We start from the raw sequence: 20,733 nt of genomic DNA, 5'->3' as shown, positions 1-20,733 counted from the left end.
TGTGCAAGAGCTGCGTTTAGGCAGCCGTCGCCTCAGCCAGCGTGGCCTCGGTGCTCGGCTCACTCAGCACTACATAGCAGCGCTGCATTCCCATGCCAGGCAGCCTCACCGTGCAGGACGCTTTTCCGTCCTTACCACTCTGTAAAATCCCTCGCTCTATCAACTCGCGGTTAACGGCCGTGATGTTCATTCCTCGGAACACCTCAGAACGCCACGCCTCCGGAAGCACGTAATAGGTAATGGTCGTATGCATGGTGTCACCCATGCCATGCTCCATGGTTTTGCGGAAGCCCAAACGGTCGATCGTGCGTGGGCCGTGCTCATCGATCTTCGCGGCGATGGACTCCCACCGCGTGAACCGGCTCTCACCGAAGCGCTCAATGACTTGGCGCAGGCGCGCCATGATGGCTTCCCCCTCCATGTTCCCAGCACCGCCCCGCTCCGCCAGCCAGGCGTGCAGGCAAACACGAGTTGCCGTGAGCGCAGCGCCATCTGGCCAGCCAGTCACGCCCAAGGCAGTGGCGAGCTCGCCCGCAGCCCCTGCGAGTCCGAAGCGCAGAGCAGCACGCTGGACCTGCCCACTTGCTGACGCCGGGAGGTTCTGTGCGATGAACTGCTCTACAGTACGGCGCATGATGCTCACCAGACCGGGAAGCTTGCCGGGAGCGCACAGGGCCTCCAGGAATGCTGTGAGCGGCGTACCGTAAAACTTGCTCACCCGCAGCTTGAGCGCATCTGAGAGCGCTGCGGCATCATCAAATCCACACAGGGTGTCGAACATTCCTAACCCTTTGCTGGCGTTCGCCGGTACCGCCAGCATGCGAACCTCCATACCAGCCTTGAGCTCTTTGTTGGCTTCGGCCATGTGCTGCGCCAGCGTCTTTTCACCGGTCGAAAGAAACAGCAGTCGCCATTCTTGTACGGTACGGCCTGCTTGCCCTCGATCATTCGCCCGGGCTTTGCCGGTGCCGTTGCCGAGCATGTAGACGGTCTCGCCGATAATGCGAGCGTCGCACATGCCGATTTCATCCAAGATCAGAAGTCCATCAGAGTGCGCCGCAGCGATTGACTCCAATGCGTTGTCGGTGGACCGCCAAGACCGTACCAATCGTGGTCCGCCGTATACTGAGGCGGCCACTTGCAAGTGCGTGGTCTTCCCGCCGGAACTGTCACCGTAAAGGTGAAAACCGCCGGACTCATGTCCCAACAGATGAAGCAAGGGGCCGGCAAAGGCCGTGCTGACAACAAACGCCAAGCGATGATTACCGACACAGAGAGCGCCTATCTGGCTCTGCCACTGCTCTAGGGTGCCCGACTCGTTGATTGGCGGTAGCTGGGCTCCAGCATCATAGAAATGCAGGTGCTCGCCATGCTGACCGATCTGACGATCAGGCAGCAGGAATGCGTTGTTGTGCCAGCCCAAACGGGTAACCAGTCGAGCGCGCTGCGAACTATCAAAACCCTGCAGATAGCTCTGCAGGTCGTTACGCGCATGCCTGCCTGACCTAGAGCCGGCTAGGCGCAGCCCCATGTCGACCAGTGGACCCAACACGTCTTTGCCGAAATCGCCGGTCATAGTGCGCGCCGGGATGTTCCAACGCTTCTTTTCACCGTCGGGGTCGTCGAACTCGACCAGAAGTCCCCAGTTGTGTCCCTTCTCGTCGCGGGTGCGCGCGAGAATCTCAAGGGGCGAACATACGGGACGTGCCTCACCATCTTCAGTGGCGTAGAACACGCCTTCTTCTGTCAAGCGGAAGCCAGTCGGGAGTAGTTCCCGACTATGGTGAGACTTCACTTTCTCCGCTTTGCTTGGCCTCGCATCAACCAATTCCTCAACCGATTGAGCACTCTGGTTCGACCCGCCGACCAGCTCTCCGGTGCTAGCAAGCAATGCGAAATGCGCAGCAGTCCACCCTTTCTCCAGTGCGTCGGCGGCGTCATCACCGTCACCCCATCGGCCGCCTTTGGTGAAGCTCGGTGTTTCGCCCTTGAGCACAGGCTTGCGCTTAAACACCGCTAGCTCAATGGTTTGAACTACACAACCAATTTCCGCCAGCTTGGTGGCTATCGCCTGCATGCATTTGGCGCCGCTGTCGTCGTTATCGGGCCACAAGAGCACCTCACGTCCCTGCAACGGGGTGAAGTCCGCCTTGTGCCAAGAGTTGGAGCCGTTTGGCCAGCAGGTGGCCACGTGACTGGGCAGAAGCACCTGCGCTGCATCAGCGGCCTTCTCGCCCTCGCACAAAATCACTGGAGAGTCTGGCTTCTTATCCAGCTCGTCCAGGCGTAACAATGGTCGTGGGTCAGCTAGCCCCTGCCAGCGCCACTGAGCCGGACCCTGCGGACCACGCATGCACCACGTGAGCGGCGCAAATACCTTCTTGGCTGGTTCTTCTGAATTACCGGCGACATCGAATCGATAGAGAACCATCAAGGGCTCGCCTTGGCCATTGCGGTAACACCAAACTTTCGACGGAGCCCCATGCTGTCGGTGCTTGCTTGGGCATTTGGTCATCGCCTCAGCGGGGATCGGTAATACCGCCTGCCATTCAGCAGTTACTGGCTTTTTAACCGGCTGAGCCGGGATCGCGGTACGAGGATCAATACGCAGAAACTCGACCAGCTTCTGGCATGCATCAACGTCAGACGAGCTTTCGAGATAGCGCACTAGGTCGATCAGATCGCCGCCTTTGTCACCCGTTGCAAAGTCAGCCCACGTGCCCTTGGTCATGCTGATCTTCAGAGAGCCGGCGTGCTTGTCATTTCGTGTAGGGTTTGGTGCGGTGTATTCCTTGCCACCGTCTACACGCTTCCCGTTCGGCAGCCAGTGGGAGAGCACCCGATCAATCTGACACAGCGCCTCAGCTTTGACCTGCGCAAAGGTGGGGCGACGGCTGTTAACTTTGGTTCCGCTCATGCGCCACCGCCTTGGGCAACTTGAAGCCCTGTGGCGACGTCATCGATGAGGGCTTTAGCCATTTCCCCGAGGTAATGAGCAGCCCAAACGACCGTACCATTCTCATTTTCCATCCCGCCCCGCAGAGTGAGCTTATTGATGCAGTCCATCAGAAGCGAGGCTTGCTCAAGCGCTTCCTCACAAGAAATGCCGGCATTAACACGAAACAGCGGTGAACCCTGCGAGTTGCAATTGGCAAAGGTGGCGCCGCCAGCGGTGTTGATCTCCAAGGAGGTCTTCATTGCGCACCTCCAGATACCGAGCGACGGCTTGATTCGTCAGCATGAATCACCAGCGTGCGAATCAGCCCCAGCGTCCCGCGTACGTCCCACAGGGCAGCGGCGATCACGCGGTTCGCCAAGCGAGGGGCGTCACATTCGAACTGATCTTCTAGCAGCAGCAGAACAGCGTTCGCACGCTCTACTGCGCAAGTGATGGCATCGACTGGAATACCGACATCGGTCTGTTTAGGAACAGCGAGGATGTCTTCGGGAAGGGCCATGGTCAGAGACGTGCTCATTGCGCACCCCCTGTATTTTCCAGGGCGCGGGCTTTGGCCATGTGGTCGTTGTAACGGGCAAGGCGAGTACGAAGGCTGGAGTCGGCGTGAAGTGCGGCGAGAGCCAATGCCCGATGGGCAGCGGCGCGAATTTTGGACGGACGGAGGGCGTGCATTGGGTGTTGCTCCTTGAGTTGAGGAGCCATCACCGCTTGCGGCCAAGCAAGGAATGGTGACGGCTGTACGCGGGTTGGCCGACCGGGACTCAAGGCACCCGGCACACCCGAAGGTGTCCCACGCACAGCCGCCATAACACGAAACTGCGGGCACAAAAAAAGCGCCTGCAATCGTATGGTGGGCGCTTGTGCGCCTTGAGTAGTTCGACCGGCCAAGGTCGGTCGCTGAATTTGCAGCGACGGCTACAGAGTAAACGTGAGTGATCAGAAGCGCAACAGTTGCACTTACTTGCATAAGTGCGAATGCAAGATTAGATTGAGCAGGCATGAAGACTTACCTCAACGCCCTCGGTAGCCGCCGGGGGCGTTTTCGTTTGAGCGGTACGGGCCGGAGCAGTCAGTTGCCGGATGTCAGTGAGGGCGCTTCGCCTTTCAGCCAGGCGAAGATCCTCGCATCTTCCCTGCACCTACGGCTGTACTCCTCGGCGAGCCACTCTTCACGCTTTGCAACGCACTCGGTTACGAAAGTATCCAGGTCTGTCTGGTCTCGTCCAAATGCATGACTTTGTTCGCTACTGGCCTGCTCCTCCTCCAGATCGTTCGCTACCCAGCCCTCCCAAACCTCAACATCATTCGAATAGAGATAACTCTCATCGGTGAACCAGTAGGTTACCCATTCAGCCAGTTGAATTGCCGTGAGAGCCAAACGACGCTGTTTGTCCATTGCGAACGGCCCTTCTCCCACGATGGTGGAGAACTCGCGACGGATTCCATGCTTCCGCATGAACGCGGGCATTTCCCAAGGGTTCGCCCGGAGCGGAATGGCTAGGCCATCTGGGTTGAAAAAGAACGCCTCCTGTGACTGGCCGTTCCAACTCACGCCAGCAATGATCCTGTGGCGCCAGTTGATATCCCCCTGTTTGTAGAGGCAGAACGCTGCGCCATATGGATCATGGAATGGGCCAGTGAAGTGATAGCGGCGCACGCTCATGCTGCCACCCGATCACGAGCCTGAATGCGGCTACGCGTCCATGCTTGAACCTCGGAAAGAACCCAGGCTACCGGGGCACCCCGGGCGGTGCTGTTGCTCAGCTTCACCGGCAGCGGAAAGCCACTCTCGGCCTGCTGCATCAGCTTGTAGATCGTGGGGCGGGCCAACCCGACGATGGCCATCACTTCAGTGATGCGTATCAGTGTGGTCTGCGGGTCGCGCCCAGAGTGGAGGGTGTTTGCTGCGGAGAGAGTGGTCATAGTCATGCCTATATCTACAGAGACAGGCACAGACTAAAAACTCAAAAACGAATCAACACGGTCCGCTCGTTTTTCTTTTTTTCCTCGGGCCGTACTCTCCCAGCGCTCTGAGATTTTCCCTTATCGTGTCGCGAGTTCCGATTCCCTCTATGCCGACCAACCTGGACAGCAGTGCCTTAGGTTCAATTTCAGGATAGGACTTCTTGATACGCTCAACGGCGGCCCGAGTGAGCTCCCGCTTCTTCGCCTTTCCATCTTGAGTAGCGGTACCTGGCCGACTGTTTCCCTTGCCAGCCAAGCGCGCCCTCTCGGAGCTTTTCACGGTGTAGATTTTGTCGATCATCGTTGGAAAAAAACTACCTGGCTGAAGCGTACCAGAGCTCAACGCGACTTCAGACTGGCGATGAAGGTCAGCAAGCATCAAAACCTTTTCCGATTCAGCCACCCACTGGGCAAAGGTCTCTCTGACCTCAGCTTCCCTGCCTGGTTGGGTACGGCGTTGGCGCTCAACCATGGTGTGAAAAAACTCGGGATCATTCAGCCTTAGGAATTCGGCTAAGTCAGGGTTAATGTCGTACACATTGAGCTCAACATTCCCCAACCAGCCAGCAAGCATCTGAACAGCGTCCAGCGCTTGCGCGAAGGCGTAGCTCGCCGCCATTCGAGAGCTAGAAATAGCTTCAGCTTGACCTAGCACCTGACGCACTACATCCGGCAGCGAAAACGACTGGGCATAGCACAATCGCTCGTAAATGAGATCTCGCTGCCTGAACGTCTCATGGATTACCCGCCTTGCTTGACTGGAATACTCCAAGCCTTCCTCGAGCCAATATGCAGCTGCCTCGTTTATCACATCAAATGCCTGGCAAAAGTGCTCACGAAACTCAGGGAAAAGTGCAACTTCCGCTACAGCATCCTCCATCATCTGGATCTCATCGAGCAGGCTACTGATGTCAGTATTCGCAAGCTCGAACGTGAATTGCTCCACCTCATTTTCGGACCAGATCACACCCCACGCCCCCTTGATCGAAAAATGAGCCTGCGCGATAGATGATCGCTAAGCTGCCGACAGGGCTGACAGGCAACAGTGGTGCGAAACACCCTATAGCTTTGATACACCTGCTTGTCCGCGTGGGCCAGCGATGTGTTTCCAGTTCGGAGTCCAGGATTTTCAACGGTTCCACCGTCGCCGAAACACGAGTTACACATGAAACACCCCCGATAGGTGGCTGCGATCCACGAGCAGTGACGACCGTAATGCATCGCAGGGTCTCGATGCCTTAAGCGTTTCTTGAAGTCTCAAACGTCCCTCGCGACGGCATTTCGGTGAGCAAAGTCGTATGGGGTGATCGCTTCCATTCGATTGGCGTCCAAATAATCTGCCCACCACTGCACCATGAGCCTTCGCTCCTGAATGTGTTCTGCTTTGTGGATATACGCTGCGCGCACCGTGTTTCGCTCCTGATGGCTCATCTGTCGTTCGACGGCGTCTTTACTCCATAACCCCGACTCAACTAGTGCTGAACAAGCCATTGTCCTGAAGCCGTGGCCGCACACCTCTGACTTCGTGTCATACCCCATGCGTCGCAGGGCCTTGTTGACGGTGTTTTCGCTCATGGGTTTCCAGTGATGGTGATCACCTGCAAACACCAAGTCGAATCGGCCGGTGAGATCGCGGATTCGCTCCAAGACACTAACTGACTGGCGACTGAGCGGTACCAAGTGTGGTGTGCTCATCTTCGAACCGCGATGGGAGTTCTTTACGCCCTCGATGGGCGCTCGCTCACCAGGGATTTCCCACATCAACCTTCCCATGTCGATCTCACCCCAGCGAGCGAATCGGAGCTCACTAGAGCGGATAAACACCAGCAAGGTCAGCTGCACCGCGAGCTTGGTCAGGCCGCGCCCGCTGTCGGCATCTATCCGCTGGAGAAGCTCAGGTAAGCGCTCGAATGGCAAAGCAGGCCGGTGCGCTGTTTTGCGGGTAGCCGTGGCGCCTTGAAGATCGATCGCAGGGTTGAAATCTAGATGGCCATGCTGAACCGCCATACGGAGGATGCCCGTCATGTACTGGCGTAAGCGTGCAGCCGTATCCAAGGTATCCCGCTTTTCCGCCGCTTTCAGCGGAACAAGCAGATCCCGTGTTTTCAGCTCCGCGACCGGACGATCACCGAGAGTGGGCAACAGGTGGGATTCAATGCGTCGCCAAACGGTGGAGGCATGACCAGGTGTCCACTTACGAGCGCAGGCCGCATGCCATTCCTGTGCAAGCAAACGGAAGGTATTCGCTCGGGCATTGACCGCTTCCTGTTTGTCCAAGCGCGCTTGCTCGATGGGGTCTTTCCCAGCAGCAAGGAGTTCAAGCGCCTGAGCGCGTCGCTCCCTGGCCGCTTTCAAGCCGAGCGCCGGATAGTTGCCAAACGTAGCTAAACCATCACGGCCATCAGGTTTGGTGTACTTCATACGCCAGGTCTTGACCCCTGACGGCTTCACCAGCAGGTAGAGGCCTTTGCCATCGAACAGCTTGTAATCCTTCTCCCGAGGCTTGGCCGCATCACATTTGGGATCGGTGAGAGGCACCACTGTACGCGCCATAGGGATACGTTTCCTTGTCGAACCGAGATATCCCTAACCATATCCCTAAATCGCGTAGATGCCCAGATACAAAACGAGACAGGCAGAAACAACAAAGCCCGCTCTAGGCGGGCTTTGCGGTGTGTTTCGTAGACAGTCATAGACTTCTGGAAACTGGTCTCTGGTGCCGGAGACAGGAATCGAACCTGCGACCTTCGCGTTACGAGTGCGCTGCTCTACCGACTGAGCTACACCGGCGTGTAGCGCAACGTACCACTGCTCACACCCGTAACGCAAACCCCTGTTTCCGCTGGTTTATTGCCCTGCCCTCAAGCCCCCTTGCACCCTTTGGGCGCCAGGTCTTCCTCGATGTCGGTCGTGCACGCCCAGCTGCTGGCCGAACGCGTCAGGGTCAGGGCCTTGCCCAGCACGTTGGCCGGCGCATCCACCAGGGTGCAGACAATGCTGCCGCTACCATCCGCGGCCTTGCCGCTCGCCGTGATCGCACAATGCGCCGTCGCCGGCTGGCCACCCAGCGCGGCTACATCCGCTACATCCTTTCCATCATTCAGCCGCAGATCCATCGCCGTCTTCAGGGCGCTGATCTCCAGCAACCCGGCCGCGGCCTTGGAGCGTGCCTGGTGGTTGGTGTACATCGGTAAGGCGATGGTCGCCAGAATGCCGATGATCGCGACGACGATCATCAGTTCGATCAGGGTGATACCGCGTTGCCCTTTCATGAACGTAGTTCCTTTTTGATTCGCTTACACATTGAGGTCAGTTGCGCCCCAACCGGCAGCGGCGCAGTAGGCCTGAACAGACACCTTTTGTCACCCCTGCCCGCACGGGCGTCATCTTCGCTGAACTACTCTAGTGAGCATCACGGACGCGTGCCCTTGCATGGATGCGGCAAGCTGTTTCCAGGCTTGTCGCCGGGGCTGAACAAGGACCTTTGCATGACTTCATCTTCACTTCTCTACCGCTGGCACGGCACCGACGCCAATGGCGCGCCGGTCAGCGGCCAAACACCCGGGCGCAGCCCGGCTTATGTGCGCGCCGGGCTGATTCGCCAGGGCATCACGGTGGCGAGTTTGCGGCCGGCCAGCGGGCTGGCGTTCAGCTTGCCAAAGCGGCGCGAAAAGGCAGATCCGGCGGGGTTCAGCCGGCAGTTGGCGACGTTGCTCAAGGCCGGCGTGCCGCTGCTGCAGGCGTTCGAGGTGATGGGCCGCAGTGGTTGCGATGCGGCGCAGGCGGCGTTGCTGGAAAGATTGAAACAGGATGTGGCCTCGGGCCTGGGGTTGGCGGATGCGTTGCAGCGTCACCCGGCATGGTTCGATGCGCTGTATTGCAACCTGGTACGGGTGGGCGAGCAGTCCGGTACGCTCGACCGCCAGCTGGAGCAGCTGGCCGGCATGCTGGAACAGCGTCGGGTGCTGCACAAGAAGGTGCGCAAGGCGATGATCTACCCGCTGCTGCTGTTGCTGACCGGGCTGGGGGTGTCGGCGATCTTGTTGCTGGAGGTGATTCCTAAATTCGAGAGCATGTTCTCGGGCATGGGCGCGGCGTTGCCGGCATTTACCCAATGGGTGATCAACTTGTCCACAGGGCTGAGCCGGTTTGCGCCGCTGCTGCTGGTGATGGGCTTGGTGATGGGTGTTGCCGTGCGCCAGCTTTACCGGCAGCACGCGCCAGCGCGCCTGTGGATATCTCGGCGGGTGCTGGGCTTGCCGGTGTTTGGCAAGCTGCTGGGGCAGGCCGCGCTGGCGCGGTTTGCGCGCAGTCTGGCAACGTCCTACGGCGCCGGGGTGCCGTTGCTGGATGCGCTGGGGACGGTGGCGCGGGTAACGGGTGGCGACCTGCACGAGCAGGCGGTGTTGCGGCTGCGCCAAGGCATGGCCAATGGGCAAGGGCTGAACCAGGCGATGGCCGGTGAACCGCTGTTTCCCCCGTTGCTGGTGCAGTTGACGGCCATCGGTGAATCCAGCGGCACGCTGGACCAGATGCTGGAAAAAGCCGCCAGCCATTACGAGGAACAGGTCAGCCAGGCGCTGGACCAGTTGACCAGCCTGCTGGAGCCGGCCATCGTGCTGATCCTGGGCTTGCTGGTGGGTGGCCTGGTGGTGGCGATGTACCTGCCGATCTTCCAGTTGGGTAGTTTGATCTGAACATGACTTTATGGGCTTTGCTGGCTGAACAACCAGCGTACTTCCTTACTTTCGCCACGGTGCTCGGCCTGCTGGTGGGCAGCTTTCTCAACGTGCTGGTGTATCGCCTGCCGATCATGCTGGAGCGGCAATGGCAGCGTGAGGCGCAAGAGGTATTGGGGCTGCCGACCACGCAGCACGCGCGCTTCGACCTGTGCCTGCCCGCCTCCCGGTGCCCACACTGCGCGCACCGGATTCGTGCGTGGGAGAACATTCCAGTCATCAGCTACCTGGCCTTGGGCGGGCGCTGTTCGTCCTGCAAAAACCGCATCAGCCTGCGTTACCCGGTAGTGGAAGTGGCCAGCGCGCTGCTGTCGCTGGTAGTGGCCTGGCGCTTTGGCGCTTCGGTAGAGGCGTTGCTGGCGTTGCCGCTGACCTGGTGCCTGCTGGCGCTGAGCCTGATCGATGCGGACCACCAGCTGCTGCCGGATGTGCTGGTGCTGCCGACCATGTGGCTAGGGCTGATCGTCAATGCCTTTGGTATCCATGTAGCCCTGGCCGACGCACTGTGGGGCGCAGTGGCCGGGTATCTCAGCCTGTGGACGGTGTACTGGGTGTTCAGGCTGGTCACCGGCAAGGAGGGCATGGGCTATGGCGATTTCAAGCTGATGGCGCTGATCGGGGCGTGGGGGGGTTGGCAGGTGCTGCCGTTGACGCTGCTGTTGTCGTCGGTGGTGGGGGCGCTGTTTGGCCTGTGCCTGCTGCGTTTTCGCCGGCATGCCTTGGGCACGGCTATCCCGTTTGGCCCTTATCTGGCAATTGCGGGGTGGATTGCCGTGCTCTGGGGTGATGAAATATACGCCTCATACATGCAACTGCTTGGATACTGATGACCACTGCGGCCTTTACCCCCTGGATTCTCGGCCTGACCGGCGGCATTGGTAGCGGCAAAAGCGCCGCTGCCGAGCGCTTTGTCGAGCTTGGCGTGCACCTGGTCGATGCCGACCAGGCGGCGCGCTGGGTTGTCGAACCTGGTCGTCCGGCTCTGGCCAGCATCGTCGAGCGCTTCGGCCCGGGCGTGCTGCAGGGCGACGGCCAGCTCGATCGCGCCGCCCTGCGCCAGCTGATTTTCGCCGATCCGGCGCAGCGCAAATGGCTGGAGCAACTGCTGCACCCGCTGATCGGTCAGGAGATTTTCAGCTATCTGGCCAAGGCGCAGTCGCCCTATGCGGTCTATGTGTCGCCGCTGCTGATCGAATCGGGCCAGCATCACAAGACCCAACGTGTGCTGGTGATCGATGCGCCGCAAGACCTGCAAATAGCCCGTACCCTGGCGCGGGACAACACCAGTGCCGAGCACGTGCAGGCCATTTTGCAGGCGCAGCTGGCCCGTGAGGATCGCCTGCGCCATGCCGATGATGTGGTGGTCAACGACGGCGGCCTGGCCGCGCTGCATGAGCAGATTGACCGCCTGCACCACTTTTACCTGACTTTGAAAGGAGGCCAGCCATGAGCCAGCCATTGACCGTCGATTGCCCAACTTGCGGCGCGCCTGTGGAATGGAGCGAAAAAAACGCGTTCCGACCGTTTTGTTCGGACCGTTGCAAGCTGATCGACCTGGGCGCCTGGGCGGCTGAGGAGCACAAGATTGCGGGGTCGGAAGAGTCCGAAGATGAGCTGTATTCGGGGGACCTGGAGCCGCGGCATTGAGCTGATCCACAAATACAACGCGGGCCCACAACCCGCGCGGTACCTGTGGGAGCGGGCAAGCCCGCGAAGCAGGCGGCGCAGTGGATGGCACGGGCTTCGCCCGTGTTCGCGGGCATGCCCGCTCCCACAGTGAGAGTGCAACCTCTGAGTGCTGTGCATTACCCCCGAAGAGGCCGGCACAGCCACCACACATTCACCGCTCATCTTCCTTCCACGGCGCCTGCAGGTACCGCGTCCGGTTGAAGGTTTCCAGCCACTCGGGGCAAAACACCACCAGCGCACTGATCACCATGCCGTTGATGAACGCCTCGGGGAACATCATCAGCCACAGGTAGCCCACAAAGTCGCTGAGCCACTCCGGCAGGGCAAAACGCCCGTCCAGCCACAACACCCCTAGCGCTGCGGGGACGCAAATCAGCACAGTCAGCGCGGCCGGAAAAAAACCCGAACAAAAGATGTAAACGAACAGGTTGCGGGGCTGGGCACGCTCCACCAATACCGCGCACACCTCGGTAATCAGCACCGGCAAGCCAACCAGCAACAAACCATTCAACCCCAGCGCCGCCAGGTCCTGACGCCCCAGCGCCAGCAAGCCGAGCTGGGCCATGAACCCACCCAGCACCGCCAGCGGCCAGTCCAGCAACAGGGTGACCGCCGTCATGCCAATAAAGTGGTACGACACCCCGGTATCAAAGTCGCGCCGCACCAGCCACAGCGCAAACAGGCAGAACACCGTGCCAAACAGCAAATGCTGGCGGCGCCGGTCGGTAAACAGTTCAACCCAGCGAACCTGGCTGACCGCCCAGATCAGCAACGGCACATAACCCAGCCAGCCAAGGGTAAGGGTGGTGCCGGATAACACCTGCGCGCTGATCACCTGAACAATACCCTTTGCAGCCATGTGGATAAAACCGAGTCTACACCCATTCTCCCCTGCCTTCGGCTGCGGTAGGCTGACGCTTCCATTCGATGCAGGAAGCATTGGTCATGCTGGAAGGAACCAACCCCGCCCTGCTACTGGCAGCGGCACTCAACGCCATCATCGGTGTAATTCACCTGGCCATCATCGCCGTGGGGCCGCGTTGGTACCGTTTGTTCGGGGCCGGCGAGCGCATGGCGGTGGCCGCCGAAAAGGGCCGCTGCTACCCGGCGCTGATCACCGCCGCCATCGCCTGCGTGTTGCTGGCCTGGTCGGCCTATGCGCTGTCGGCTGCCGGGGCGATCGGGCGGCTGCCCTTGCTGCTACCAGTCATTTGCCTGATCACCCTGGTGTATTTGCTACGCGGTCTGCTGGGTCCAGTATTGCTGGCGGGCACCGGGCGTTCGCAGCGTTTTATCGTGGTCAGTTCGCTGATCTGCCTGGGCTTTGGCCTGGTGCATCTGGTCGGGCTGGTGCAGCAGTGGACGGTGCTGGGCTGATTCTCACGCTTAAACAGCATCTTACCGTCATCGATTAGCGGCTAAGCTTGTCTGCATGGATGACTCAGACTACCTGCGCCTGCTTACCATCCAGGCCGAACAAGCCAATGCCTTTCTCTCCAACGCCCGTAAGTGGGAGCGGGAGCGATGGGTGTGCCAGCGCCTGCTGCAGGGGCTGAACATTCCCTACCGCAGCGAGGACTTCACCCCGGCCGGGCAGGAGCCACCAGACGTGCTGTTCCGTGACGCCGCCTTCGAGGTGTTTTTCGTGCTCGACGAGGGCCGCCGGCTGAACGATGAATGGCGCGAGGAGCTGCAGCGGCGGCGCAGTGCGTTTTCCTTGGCGCAGTTGGTACGCCGCGAAGCACGCCCACGGCGCATCAGTGCCACCGAACTGCTGGGGCGCCTGGCGCCCACCTTGCGCAAGAAGGCGCACAATTACCGGGAACGCGGGCTGGAGCTGAACGAGCTGGACATCATCGCGTTCTCCAGCCTCAAGCGCGAAGTGCTCGACCTCAACACCCACTTCCCGCCGCCTACCGAATACCTGCGCCAAGGCTGGCGCTCGCTGTCGCTGGTCGGGCCAACCTTTGCCCGGGTACTGTTTGCCCACCCCGATGCGCCAGATTTCCTGCGCGGCAACCTGGGCCGCAGCATCGTCTTCGACGTAGGCATCAGTCTTTGATCCAGTGCAGCGACTGTTTGCGATGGCGTACACTCGGCGCCAGGGATAGAAAGCATTATCATTTGTTTCAAGCGCCTGCGCGAACGCTGTAGCGTTTGCACAGTCACAAACGTCTACCTGACGAGGCCCACCATGACCAGCCGCCTGAACCCGGAAGATCAGCGTCGTGTCGATGAGTATCTGCGAGCCCCCCAGCACCAAGTCGAGCGCAGGCCCTTCCGGCCGTGGCTGCTCCTTGTGCTGGTGCTGGCCGTGACCATCGGGTTGGGTCTCCTCAGCCGCCTGCTGAGTGGACTGGTGCTATGAGCTGCTTCGCGCTCGCCCTCCCCTCGTGCAGTTTGCGGCCGGCCCCCAGGGCCACGAATTCCGTAAACCTTATGAGATATTCCCATGACTCATCGCATCGTGATTGTCGGCGGCGGCGCCGGCGGCCTGGAACTGGCGACCCGCCTGGGTAAAAGCCTGGGCAAGCGCAAGCAGGCCGAAATCACCCTGGTCGACACCAACCTCACGCACATCTGGAAGCCACTGCTGCACGAAGTGGCCGCCGGCTCGCTGAACTCCTCGGAAGACGAACTGAACTACGTGGCTCAGGCCAAGTGGAACCACTTCAATTTCCAGCTGGGGCGCATGAGCGGCCTGGACCGTGAAGGCAAGCAGATTCAACTGGCAGCCACCCTCGACGAAGAGGGCCGCGAGCTGCTGCCCGCGCGCACCCTGGGCTACGACACCCTGGTCATGGCCGTGGGCTCCAACACCAACGACTTCGGCACCCTGGGCGCAGCGCAGCACTGCCTGTTCCTGGATACCCGCAAGCAGGCCGAGCGTTTCCACCAGCAACTGCTCAACCACTACCTGCGTGCCCACGCCGGCGACGTGGCCAGCGAGAAAATCAGCGTTGCCATTGTCGGCGCCGGTGCCACCGGTGTAGAGCTGGCGGCCGAGCTGCACCACGCGGCTCACGAGCTGGCGGCCTATGGCCTGGACCGCATCCAGCCCAAGGACATGCACATCACCCTTATCGAGGCGGGCCCGCGCGTTCTGCCGGCGCTGCCGGAGCGCATCAGCGTCCCGGTTCACAAGACCCTGGAAAAACTCGGGGTGAAGGTGATGACCAACGCCGCAGTCAGTGAAGTGACCGAGGACGGCCTGAAAACCAAGGACGGTGAAGTGATCCAGGCCAGCCTGAAAGTGTGGGCAGCCGGTATCCGCGCGCCAGGTTTCCTCAAGGACATCGATGGCCTGGAAACCAACCGCATCAACCAGCTGGTCGTGCGCCCTACCCTGCAGACCACCCGCGACGACAACATCTTCGCCTTCGGTGACTGCGCCGCTTGCCCGCAACCAGGCAGCGACCGCAACGTGCCGCCGCGTGCACAGGCGGCGCACCAGCAGGCTTCGATGCTGGCGCAAAGCCTGAAGGCGCGCCTGGAGAACAAGGCCCTGCCCACTTACGAGTACAAGGATTACGGCTCGCTGGTTTCGCTGTCGCGATTCTCGGCGGTGGGCAACCTGATGGGTAACCTGATGGGCAGCGTGAAGCTGGAAGGCTGGTTGGCGCGGATGTTCTATGTGTCGCTGTACCGCATGCACCAGATGGCGCTGTACGGGTTCTTCCGCACGGCGTTGATGATGCTGGGCAGCAAGATTGGCCGGGGTACCGAGCCGCGCCTGAAGCTGCACTAGCAGGCGCCCCCATGCCCTGTATGGCGCGGGTTTACCTGTGAATGCGATGGTGGCTGCACTGCCGCATTCGCGGGTGAACCCGCTCCTACAAAGGGGCGGTGTGGCAAACAGGTGGGATTTGCACCGATGGGCGCATTTATTCAGGGCAAATGAAAAAGGGCATCTCATGCGAGATGCCCTTTGTTCATGGTGGGTCGTGTAGGATTCGAACCTACGACCAATTGGTTAAAAGCCAACTGCTCTACCAACTGAGCTAACGACCCAAAAATGGTCGGGGTGAGGGGATTCGAACTCCTGACATCCTGCTCCCAAAGCAGGCGCGCTACCGGACTGCGCTACACCCCGAGTGTTTCAAAAAAAAGGGCATCTCTTTGGAGATGCCCTTTTCTACATGGTGGGTCGTGTAGGATTCGAACCTACGACCAATTGGTTAAAAGCCAACTGCTCTACCAACTGAGCTAACGACCCGGAAAATGGTCGGGGTGAGGGGATTCGAACTCCTGACATCCTGCTCCCAAAGCAGGCGCGCTACCGGACTGCGCTACACCCCGAGATTGGCTCCGCGACCTGGACTCGAACCAGGGACCCAATGATTAACAGTCATTTGCTCTACCGACTGAGCTATCGCGGAACTGAACTTCGGTACAACTCCGAAGACTGTGTTCGCTTCGGACTCTTTAGCTTCTTCGCTTTCGCGTTGTCGCTGCTGAGGCCGGCTATTCTACATTCTTCGTTTTGCTTGTCAACCACTTTTTTTCATTCAACTTACTGATTTGTAAGTTGTTTTGCGATCACTGATGTTGCTGGTGATTCGCTTAGTGCCTGACAACGCGGCGTATATTAGGGGCACTCTAAATTTGATGCAAGCAAAAATTTCAAAAATTTCAGGCGGTTATCCGGGGTTGGCGCAAAGGCCCGAAATAGCTGGGCTGTGCCGGCATTGGCAACAGGCAGAAAAAGCCCCGCAAACGCGGGGCTCATGGTGCAACGCAATCAGCCAAAGACGATTTCGTCGCCTTCCACCTTGGCGGTGATCGCCGTACCGGGCAGGAACTTGCCGGCCAGAATCAGCTGCGCCAGCGGGTTCTCGATCCAGCGCTGGATCGCCCGTTTCAGCGGCCGTGCGCCGTATACCGGGTCGTAACCCACGGCAATCAGCTTGTCCAACGCCTCTGGGCTCAGGCTCAGCGACAGTTCGCGCTCCAGCAGGCGGCTGCGCAGGCGGCCGAGTTGGATTTCGGTGATACCGGCAATCTGCTCGCGGCCCAATGGCTCGAACACCACCACTTCGTCGATGCGGTTGATGAACTCCGGACGGAAGTGCGCCCCCACTGCATCCATCACTGCCGCACGCTGTGCCTCGCGGTCACCCACCAGTTCCTGGATCTGCGCCGAGCCCAGGTTGGAGGTCATCACGATCACGGTGTTGCGGAAGTCCACGGTGCGCCCGTGGCTGTCGGTCAGGCGGCCGTCTTCCAGCACCTGCAGCAGCACGTTGAACACATCCGGGTGGGCTTTTTCCACCTCATCCAGCAGCACCACCGAGTAAGGCTTGCGCCGCACGGCCTCGGTCAGGTAACCGCCCTCTTCGTACCCGACATAGCCTGGTGGTGCACCGATCAGGCGTGCCACGGAGTGCTTCTCCATGAACTCGGACATGTCGATGCGCACCATCGCCTCTTCGGTGTCGAACAGGAACTCGGCCAGCGCCTTGCACAGTTCGGTCTTGCCCACACCGGTCGGGCCGAGGAACAGGAACGAACCACTTGGCCGGTTCGGGTCGGACAGCCCGGCACGCGAGCGGCGTACGGCGTTGGCTACGGCGGTTACCGCTTCGCCCTGGCCAATCACGCGCTGGTGCAGCAACTCTTCCATCTTCAGCAGCTTCTCGCGCTCGCCTTCAAGCATCTTGGCCACAGGAATGCCAGTCCACTTCGACACCACTTCGGCAATTTCTTCCTCGGTGACCTTGTTGCGCAGCAACTGGTTGTCGGTCTTGCCGTGCTGGTCGACCATCTGCAGGCTGCGCTCCAGGTCCGGGATCACCCCATACTGCAGTTCGGCCATGCGGTTCAGGTCGCCTTTGCGACGGGCGGCTTCCAGCTCCTGGCGAGACTGCTCGATCTTTTGCTGGATCTGCGCCGAGCCCTGCACTTCAGCTTTCTCCGAAGCCCAGATTTCTTCTAGGTCGGAATACTCACGCTCCAGCCGCTCGATTTCCTCGGTCAGCTTCTCCAGGCGCTTTTTCGCCGCTTCGTCTTCTTCTTTCTTCAGCGCCTGCGACTCCACCTTCAGCTGGATCAGGCGACGATCAAGACGGTCGAGCACTTCCGGCTTGGAGTCGATCTCCATGCGGATGCGGCTGGCCGCTTCGTCGATCAGGTCAATGGCCTTGTCCGGCAGCTGGCGGTCGGTGATGTAGCGGTGGCTGAGCTTGGCCGCAGCGATGATTGCACCGTCGGTGATGGCCACCTTGTGGTGCACTTCATAGCGCTCTTTCAGGCCACGCAGGATGGCGATGGTGTCTTCCTCGCTCGGCTCCTCGACCAGCACCTTCTGGAAACGGCGCTCCAGGGCGGCGTCCTTCTCGATGAACTGGCGGTACTCGTTCAGCGTGGTGGCACCTACGCAATGCAGCTCGCCGCGGGCCAGGGCCGGCTTGAGCATGTTGCCGGCGTCCATGGCGCCCTCGCCTTTGCCGGCGCCGACCATGGTGTGCAGTTCGTCGATGAACAGGATGATCTGGCCTTCCTGCTTGGACAGTTCGTTCAGCAGGCTTTTCAAACGCTCTTCGAACTCGCCGCGGTACTTGGCACCGGCAATCAGCGCGCCCATGTCCAGCGCCAGCAGGCGCTTGCCTTTGAGGCCGTCCGGCACTTCACCATTGATGATGCGCTGGGCCAGGCCTTCGGCGATGGCGGTTTTACCCACGCCAGGCTCACCGATCAGCACCGGGTTGTTCTTGGTACGGCGTTGCAGCACCTGCACGGTACGGCGGATTTCATCGTCACGGCCAATGACCGGGTCCAGCTTGCCCTCTTCGGCACGCTTGGTCAGGTCGACGGTGTACTTGTCCAGCGCCTGGCGCGATTCCTCGGCGTTGGCGTCATTCACTGCCGCGCCGCCACGCAGGTTGTTGATGGCATTTTCCAGCGCTTTTTTGCTCACGCCCTGGCTCAGCAGCAGCTTGCCGAGCTTGCTGTTTTCGTCCATGGCGGCCAACAGCACCAGCTCGCTGGAAATGAACTGGTCGCCCTTCTGCTGTGCCAGACGGTCTGCCTGGTTAAGCAGGCGTGCCAAGTCCTGCGACATGTTCACGTCGCCGGTAGGGTTCTGGATTTTTGGCAGTTGGTCGAGCTCTTTCACCAGCCCCTGGCGCAGGCTATTGATGTCGAAGCCCACCTGCATCAGCAGCGGTTTGATGGAGCCGCCCTGCTGTTCGAGCAGCGCCTGTAACAGGTGCACGGGCTCGATGGCAGGGTGGTCCATGCCAACGGCCAACGACTGGGCATCGGATATTGCAAGTTGCAGCTTGCTGGTCAAACGGTCTATTCGCATGGTGTACCTTCCTTTAAAGGGCAGGTCGGAGCGATGGACAGCGCCTGTTTATGAAGAAACCTGCCTGAGATGACCTTATAGATAAGGCTGATTCTGGAAGATTCAAGCTTAGCGGGGTTGACCGAAGTCAACCTGTTGGATTAATGGGGCCATTCGCGGGCATGCCCGCTTCCACAGGTACACCACCGGTTTCAACGTTTATGGCATCTCTGTGGGAGCGGGCATGCCCGCGAAGAGGCCGGTACCGGCTAGCGCGGGTCCAGCCAGACCAACGATGCAAAACGCCCACCCTGCGGGGTACGGCGATAGGAGAAGAACCGTGCATCACTGACCGTGCACAAGCCACCGCCATAAACAGCAGTCACGCCACGGGCAGCCAGGCGAATACGCGCCAGCTCATAGATATCCGCCAACAGCTTGCCTGGCCGTTCGCCGTCGGCGAATGCCCGAGCTGCTTGCGGGTGCACGGCGGTAAAGGCATCACGCACTTCCAGCCCCACTTCGAACGCTTGCGGGCCGATGGCAGGCCCCAGCCACACCAGCACCTCTTCTGGCGGCAGCGCCAGCCGGTCCAGCGTGGCTTCCAGCACGCCACCCGCCAGCCCGCGCCAGCCCGCATGTGCCGCCGCCACGCGGGTGCCCGCGCGGTCGCAGAACAGCGCAGGCAGGCAATCGGCGGTCATCACGGTGCAAGCAATGCCTGGCTGGCGGGTCCAGCTGGCATCGGCCTCGGCCACCACGGCCGGGTCGGCATCCGCCACCACCAGGCCATGCACCTGCTTGAGCCAGGCCGGTTGGATGGCGAACTGTTCGCTCAGGCGGCGGCGGTTCTCGGCGACTGCGGCAGGGTCATCCCCAACATGGTCGCCGAGGTTGAAGGTTTCATAGGGCGGCAGGCTGACGCCGCCCTGACGGGTGGTGACACAGGCGCGAACCGAGGCCGGGGCCGGCCAGTCGGGGAATAGCAACGCCTGCGTCAGGTCACTCATCCGATGAAACTCTCGCGGTCCTGGTTCAACAGCGACAGCAACCAGACGAAGTCATCCGGCAGTGGCGATTCCCACTTCATGACTTCACCGGTAATCGGGTGGGCCAAGGCGAGGAAACGCGCATGCAGCGCCTGGCGCGGGAAGGTCTTGACCGCCTCGACCATGGTCGGGCTGGCAGCGGGCGGAATACGGAAGCGCCCGCCGTACGTCTGGTCGCCAACCAGCGGGAAACCCACATGGGCCATGTGCACGCGAATCTGGTGGGTACGGCCGGTTTCCAGCTTGACCCGCACATGGGTGTGCGAGCGGAAGCGCTTGAGTACGCGGTAGTGGCTGACCGCCGGCTTGCCGCCGTCGGTTACAGCCATGCGCTGGCGCATGCCGCCGTGGCGGCCGATGGGCGCATCGATCTTGCCACCGGCAGTCACCACGCCAATCACGATGCACTCGTAGATGCGGCTGACCTTGCGGGCCTGCATCTGCTCGACCAGCTTGGTCTGCGCCTGCAGGGTCTTGGCCACCACCATCAGGCCGGTGGTGTCCTTGTCCAGGCGGTGCACGATACCGGCGCGCGGCACGTTGACGATGTCTGGCACATGGTGCAGCAGCGCGTTGAGCAGGGTGCCGCTGGCATGCCCGGCCGCCGGGTGCACAACCAGCCCGGCAGGCTTGTTGATCACCAGGATGTGGTCGTCTTCGTAGACGATATCCAGTTCGATATCTTCTGCGATCCACTCGCCCTGGGCCTCTTGCTCGGCCTCCAGGGCAAGCAGAGAACCACCATGAACAAGGTCTCGAGGGCGCACGACTGCACCATCGACCGTCAGGCGGCCCTCTTTGATCCACGAAGTTAGCCGCGAACGCGAGTACTCGGCGAACAATTGGGCGGCGACCTGGTCGAGGCGTTGGCCGCCCAGTTCGGACGGTACCTCTGCGCTAAGTTGAATGATCTCGGACATGCTCGATTCGGCGGGCGCACAGCCTTTGGTTTCGGCTGCGAGCTTGTGGTTAAATACGGCTTCTTTTGTCCCGGGGTTGGCCGGGGCGCTCATCATAACAGGACGGCACCGCCCAAGACAGCGGCCG

At 60.6% G+C, this 20,733-nt stretch carries 20 protein-coding genes and 6 tRNA genes; 8 read left to right on the top strand and 18 right to left on the bottom strand.

Annotated features, from left to right (window positions below):
* Positions 1 to 16: 16 nt before the first annotated feature.
* From ACF8GF_RS19245 to ACF8GF_RS19205, 9 genes are all read right to left on the bottom strand, one after another.
* Positions 17 to 2,917, bottom strand: a complete 2,901-nt coding sequence (locus tag ACF8GF_RS19245) for a DUF927 domain-containing protein (RefSeq protein ID WP_392488358.1) — start codon at positions 2,915 to 2,917, stop codon at positions 17 to 19.
* The gene (locus ACF8GF_RS19240; RefSeq protein ID WP_108191147.1) at positions 2,914 to 3,198 is read right to left on the bottom strand and encodes a DUF3077 domain-containing protein; all 285 of its coding nucleotides are present in this window, start codon (positions 3,196 to 3,198) and stop codon (positions 2,914 to 2,916) included. The genes ACF8GF_RS19245 and ACF8GF_RS19240 overlap by 4 nt, the downstream gene beginning before the upstream one ends.
* Complete coding sequence (locus ACF8GF_RS19235; RefSeq protein WP_258229826.1) at positions 3,195 to 3,476, bottom strand: hypothetical protein; 282 nt, start codon at positions 3,474 to 3,476, stop codon at positions 3,195 to 3,197. The genes ACF8GF_RS19240 and ACF8GF_RS19235 overlap by 4 nt, the downstream gene beginning before the upstream one ends.
* 552 nt (positions 3,477 to 4,028) lie before the next feature.
* A complete protein-coding gene (locus ACF8GF_RS19230; protein ID WP_108191148.1) occupies positions 4,029 to 4,622 on the bottom strand; it encodes a hypothetical protein in 594 nt (197 codons plus the stop codon).
* A complete protein-coding gene (locus ACF8GF_RS19225; protein ID WP_375135886.1) occupies positions 4,619 to 4,888 on the bottom strand; it encodes a helix-turn-helix transcriptional regulator in 270 nt (89 codons plus the stop codon). The genes ACF8GF_RS19230 and ACF8GF_RS19225 overlap by 4 nt, the downstream gene beginning before the upstream one ends.
* A 46-nt stretch (positions 4,889 to 4,934) precedes the next feature.
* The gene (locus tag ACF8GF_RS19220) at positions 4,935 to 5,891 is read right to left on the bottom strand and encodes a hypothetical protein (RefSeq protein ID WP_108191150.1); all 957 of its coding nucleotides are present in this window, start codon (positions 5,889 to 5,891) and stop codon (positions 4,935 to 4,937) included.
* Between the two features lie 290 nt (positions 5,892 to 6,181).
* On the bottom strand, positions 6,182 to 7,477 hold the full coding sequence (locus tag ACF8GF_RS19215) for an integrase arm-type DNA-binding domain-containing protein (RefSeq protein WP_275966844.1): 1,296 nt from the start codon (positions 7,475 to 7,477) through the stop codon (positions 6,182 to 6,184).
* A 161-nt stretch (positions 7,478 to 7,638) separates the two neighbouring features.
* Positions 7,639 to 7,714, bottom strand: a tRNA-Thr gene (locus tag ACF8GF_RS19210).
* 71 nt (positions 7,715 to 7,785) lie between these two features.
* The gene (locus tag ACF8GF_RS19205; RefSeq protein ID WP_392460845.1) at positions 7,786 to 8,196 is read right to left on the bottom strand and encodes a pilin; all 411 of its coding nucleotides are present in this window, start codon (positions 8,194 to 8,196) and stop codon (positions 7,786 to 7,788) included.
* 216 nt (positions 8,197 to 8,412) lie between these two features.
* Here ACF8GF_RS19205 and ACF8GF_RS19200 point away from each other — a divergent pair, with 216 nt between their 5' ends.
* The 4 genes from ACF8GF_RS19200 to yacG are packed head-to-tail and all read left to right on the top strand — an operon-like array spanning position 8,413 to position 11,310.
* Positions 8,413 to 9,621 (top strand): type II secretion system F family protein, encoded by a 1,209-nt coding sequence (locus ACF8GF_RS19200; RefSeq protein WP_274149604.1) that lies wholly within the window; start codon positions 8,413 to 8,415, stop codon positions 9,619 to 9,621.
* Positions 9,622 to 9,623: 2 nt separating this feature from the next.
* A complete protein-coding gene (locus tag ACF8GF_RS19195) occupies positions 9,624 to 10,490 on the top strand; it encodes an A24 family peptidase (RefSeq protein ID WP_176685549.1) in 867 nt (288 codons plus the stop codon).
* On the top strand, positions 10,490 to 11,113 hold the full coding sequence (gene coaE / locus ACF8GF_RS19190) for a dephospho-CoA kinase (RefSeq protein WP_004575721.1): 624 nt from the start codon (positions 10,490 to 10,492) through the stop codon (positions 11,111 to 11,113). Before ACF8GF_RS19195 ends, coaE begins: the two co-directional genes overlap by 1 nt.
* On the top strand, positions 11,110 to 11,310 hold the full coding sequence (gene yacG / locus ACF8GF_RS19185; RefSeq protein ID WP_010951889.1) for a DNA gyrase inhibitor YacG: 201 nt from the start codon (positions 11,110 to 11,112) through the stop codon (positions 11,308 to 11,310). The genes coaE and yacG overlap by 4 nt, the downstream gene beginning before the upstream one ends.
* Before the next feature lie 193 nt (positions 11,311 to 11,503).
* On the opposite strand, the gene ACF8GF_RS19180 is transcribed toward yacG, so the two are convergent.
* Positions 11,504 to 12,211: an energy-coupling factor ABC transporter permease gene (locus ACF8GF_RS19180; protein WP_176685548.1), complete on the bottom strand. Its 708-nt coding sequence runs from the start codon at positions 12,209 to 12,211 to the stop codon at positions 11,504 to 11,506.
* Between the two features lie 86 nt (positions 12,212 to 12,297).
* On the opposite strand from ACF8GF_RS19180, the gene ACF8GF_RS19175 reads away from it, so the two are divergent.
* The 4 genes from ACF8GF_RS19175 (at position 12,298) to ACF8GF_RS19160 (ending at position 15,100) form a co-directional block, all read left to right on the top strand.
* On the top strand, positions 12,298 to 12,729 hold the full coding sequence (locus ACF8GF_RS19175; RefSeq protein ID WP_209968122.1) for a hypothetical protein: 432 nt from the start codon (positions 12,298 to 12,300) through the stop codon (positions 12,727 to 12,729).
* 55 nt (positions 12,730 to 12,784) lie between these two features.
* Positions 12,785 to 13,414, top strand: a complete 630-nt coding sequence (locus tag ACF8GF_RS19170) for a DUF1780 domain-containing protein (RefSeq protein ID WP_003247546.1) — start codon at positions 12,785 to 12,787, stop codon at positions 13,412 to 13,414.
* Positions 13,415 to 13,546: 132 nt separating this feature from the next.
* Positions 13,547 to 13,720, top strand: coding sequence for a DUF3094 family protein (locus ACF8GF_RS19165; protein WP_176685547.1), 174 nt, complete (start codon positions 13,547 to 13,549; stop codon positions 13,718 to 13,720).
* A gap of 84 nt (positions 13,721 to 13,804) precedes the next feature.
* Entirely contained in the window at positions 13,805 to 15,100 is a 1,296-nt protein-coding gene (locus ACF8GF_RS19160; RefSeq protein WP_176685546.1) for an NAD(P)/FAD-dependent oxidoreductase, read from the top strand.
* A gap of 187 nt (positions 15,101 to 15,287) precedes the next feature.
* Here the strand turns inward: ACF8GF_RS19160 and ACF8GF_RS19155 are convergent.
* From ACF8GF_RS19155 to rluD, 8 genes are all read right to left on the bottom strand, one after another.
* A tRNA-Lys gene (locus ACF8GF_RS19155) sits at positions 15,288 to 15,363 on the bottom strand.
* 5 nt (positions 15,364 to 15,368) lie between these two features.
* A tRNA-Pro gene (locus ACF8GF_RS19150) sits at positions 15,369 to 15,445 on the bottom strand.
* Between the two features lie 47 nt (positions 15,446 to 15,492).
* Positions 15,493 to 15,568: transfer RNA gene (locus tag ACF8GF_RS19145), tRNA-Lys, on the bottom strand.
* 6 nt (positions 15,569 to 15,574) lie between these two features.
* Positions 15,575 to 15,651, bottom strand: a tRNA-Pro gene (locus ACF8GF_RS19140).
* 4 nt (positions 15,652 to 15,655) lie between these two features.
* Positions 15,656 to 15,731, bottom strand: a tRNA-Asn gene (locus ACF8GF_RS19135).
* A gap of 362 nt (positions 15,732 to 16,093) precedes the next feature.
* Positions 16,094 to 18,658 carry an ATP-dependent chaperone ClpB gene (clpB, locus tag ACF8GF_RS19130; protein ID WP_176685545.1) on the bottom strand — a complete coding sequence of 855 codons (2,565 nt, stop codon included), beginning with the start codon at positions 18,656 to 18,658 and terminating at the stop codon, positions 16,094 to 16,096.
* A 248-nt stretch (positions 18,659 to 18,906) separates the two neighbouring features.
* On the bottom strand, positions 18,907 to 19,647 hold the full coding sequence (pgeF, locus tag ACF8GF_RS19125; protein WP_176685544.1) for a peptidoglycan editing factor PgeF: 741 nt from the start codon (positions 19,645 to 19,647) through the stop codon (positions 18,907 to 18,909).
* A complete protein-coding gene (gene rluD / locus ACF8GF_RS19120) occupies positions 19,644 to 20,606 on the bottom strand; it encodes a 23S rRNA pseudouridine(1911/1915/1917) synthase RluD (RefSeq protein ID WP_003247554.1) in 963 nt (320 codons plus the stop codon). The genes pgeF and rluD overlap by 4 nt, the downstream gene beginning before the upstream one ends.
* Positions 20,607 to 20,733: the final 127 nt, after the last annotated feature.

Origin of the sequence: Pseudomonas sp. yb_5, assembly GCF_043103865.1 — a bacterium.
Taxonomy (GTDB): domain Bacteria; phylum Pseudomonadota; class Gammaproteobacteria; order Pseudomonadales; family Pseudomonadaceae; genus Aquipseudomonas; species Aquipseudomonas putida_Y.
This window is presented reverse-complemented; position numbering and strand designations above follow the sequence as displayed.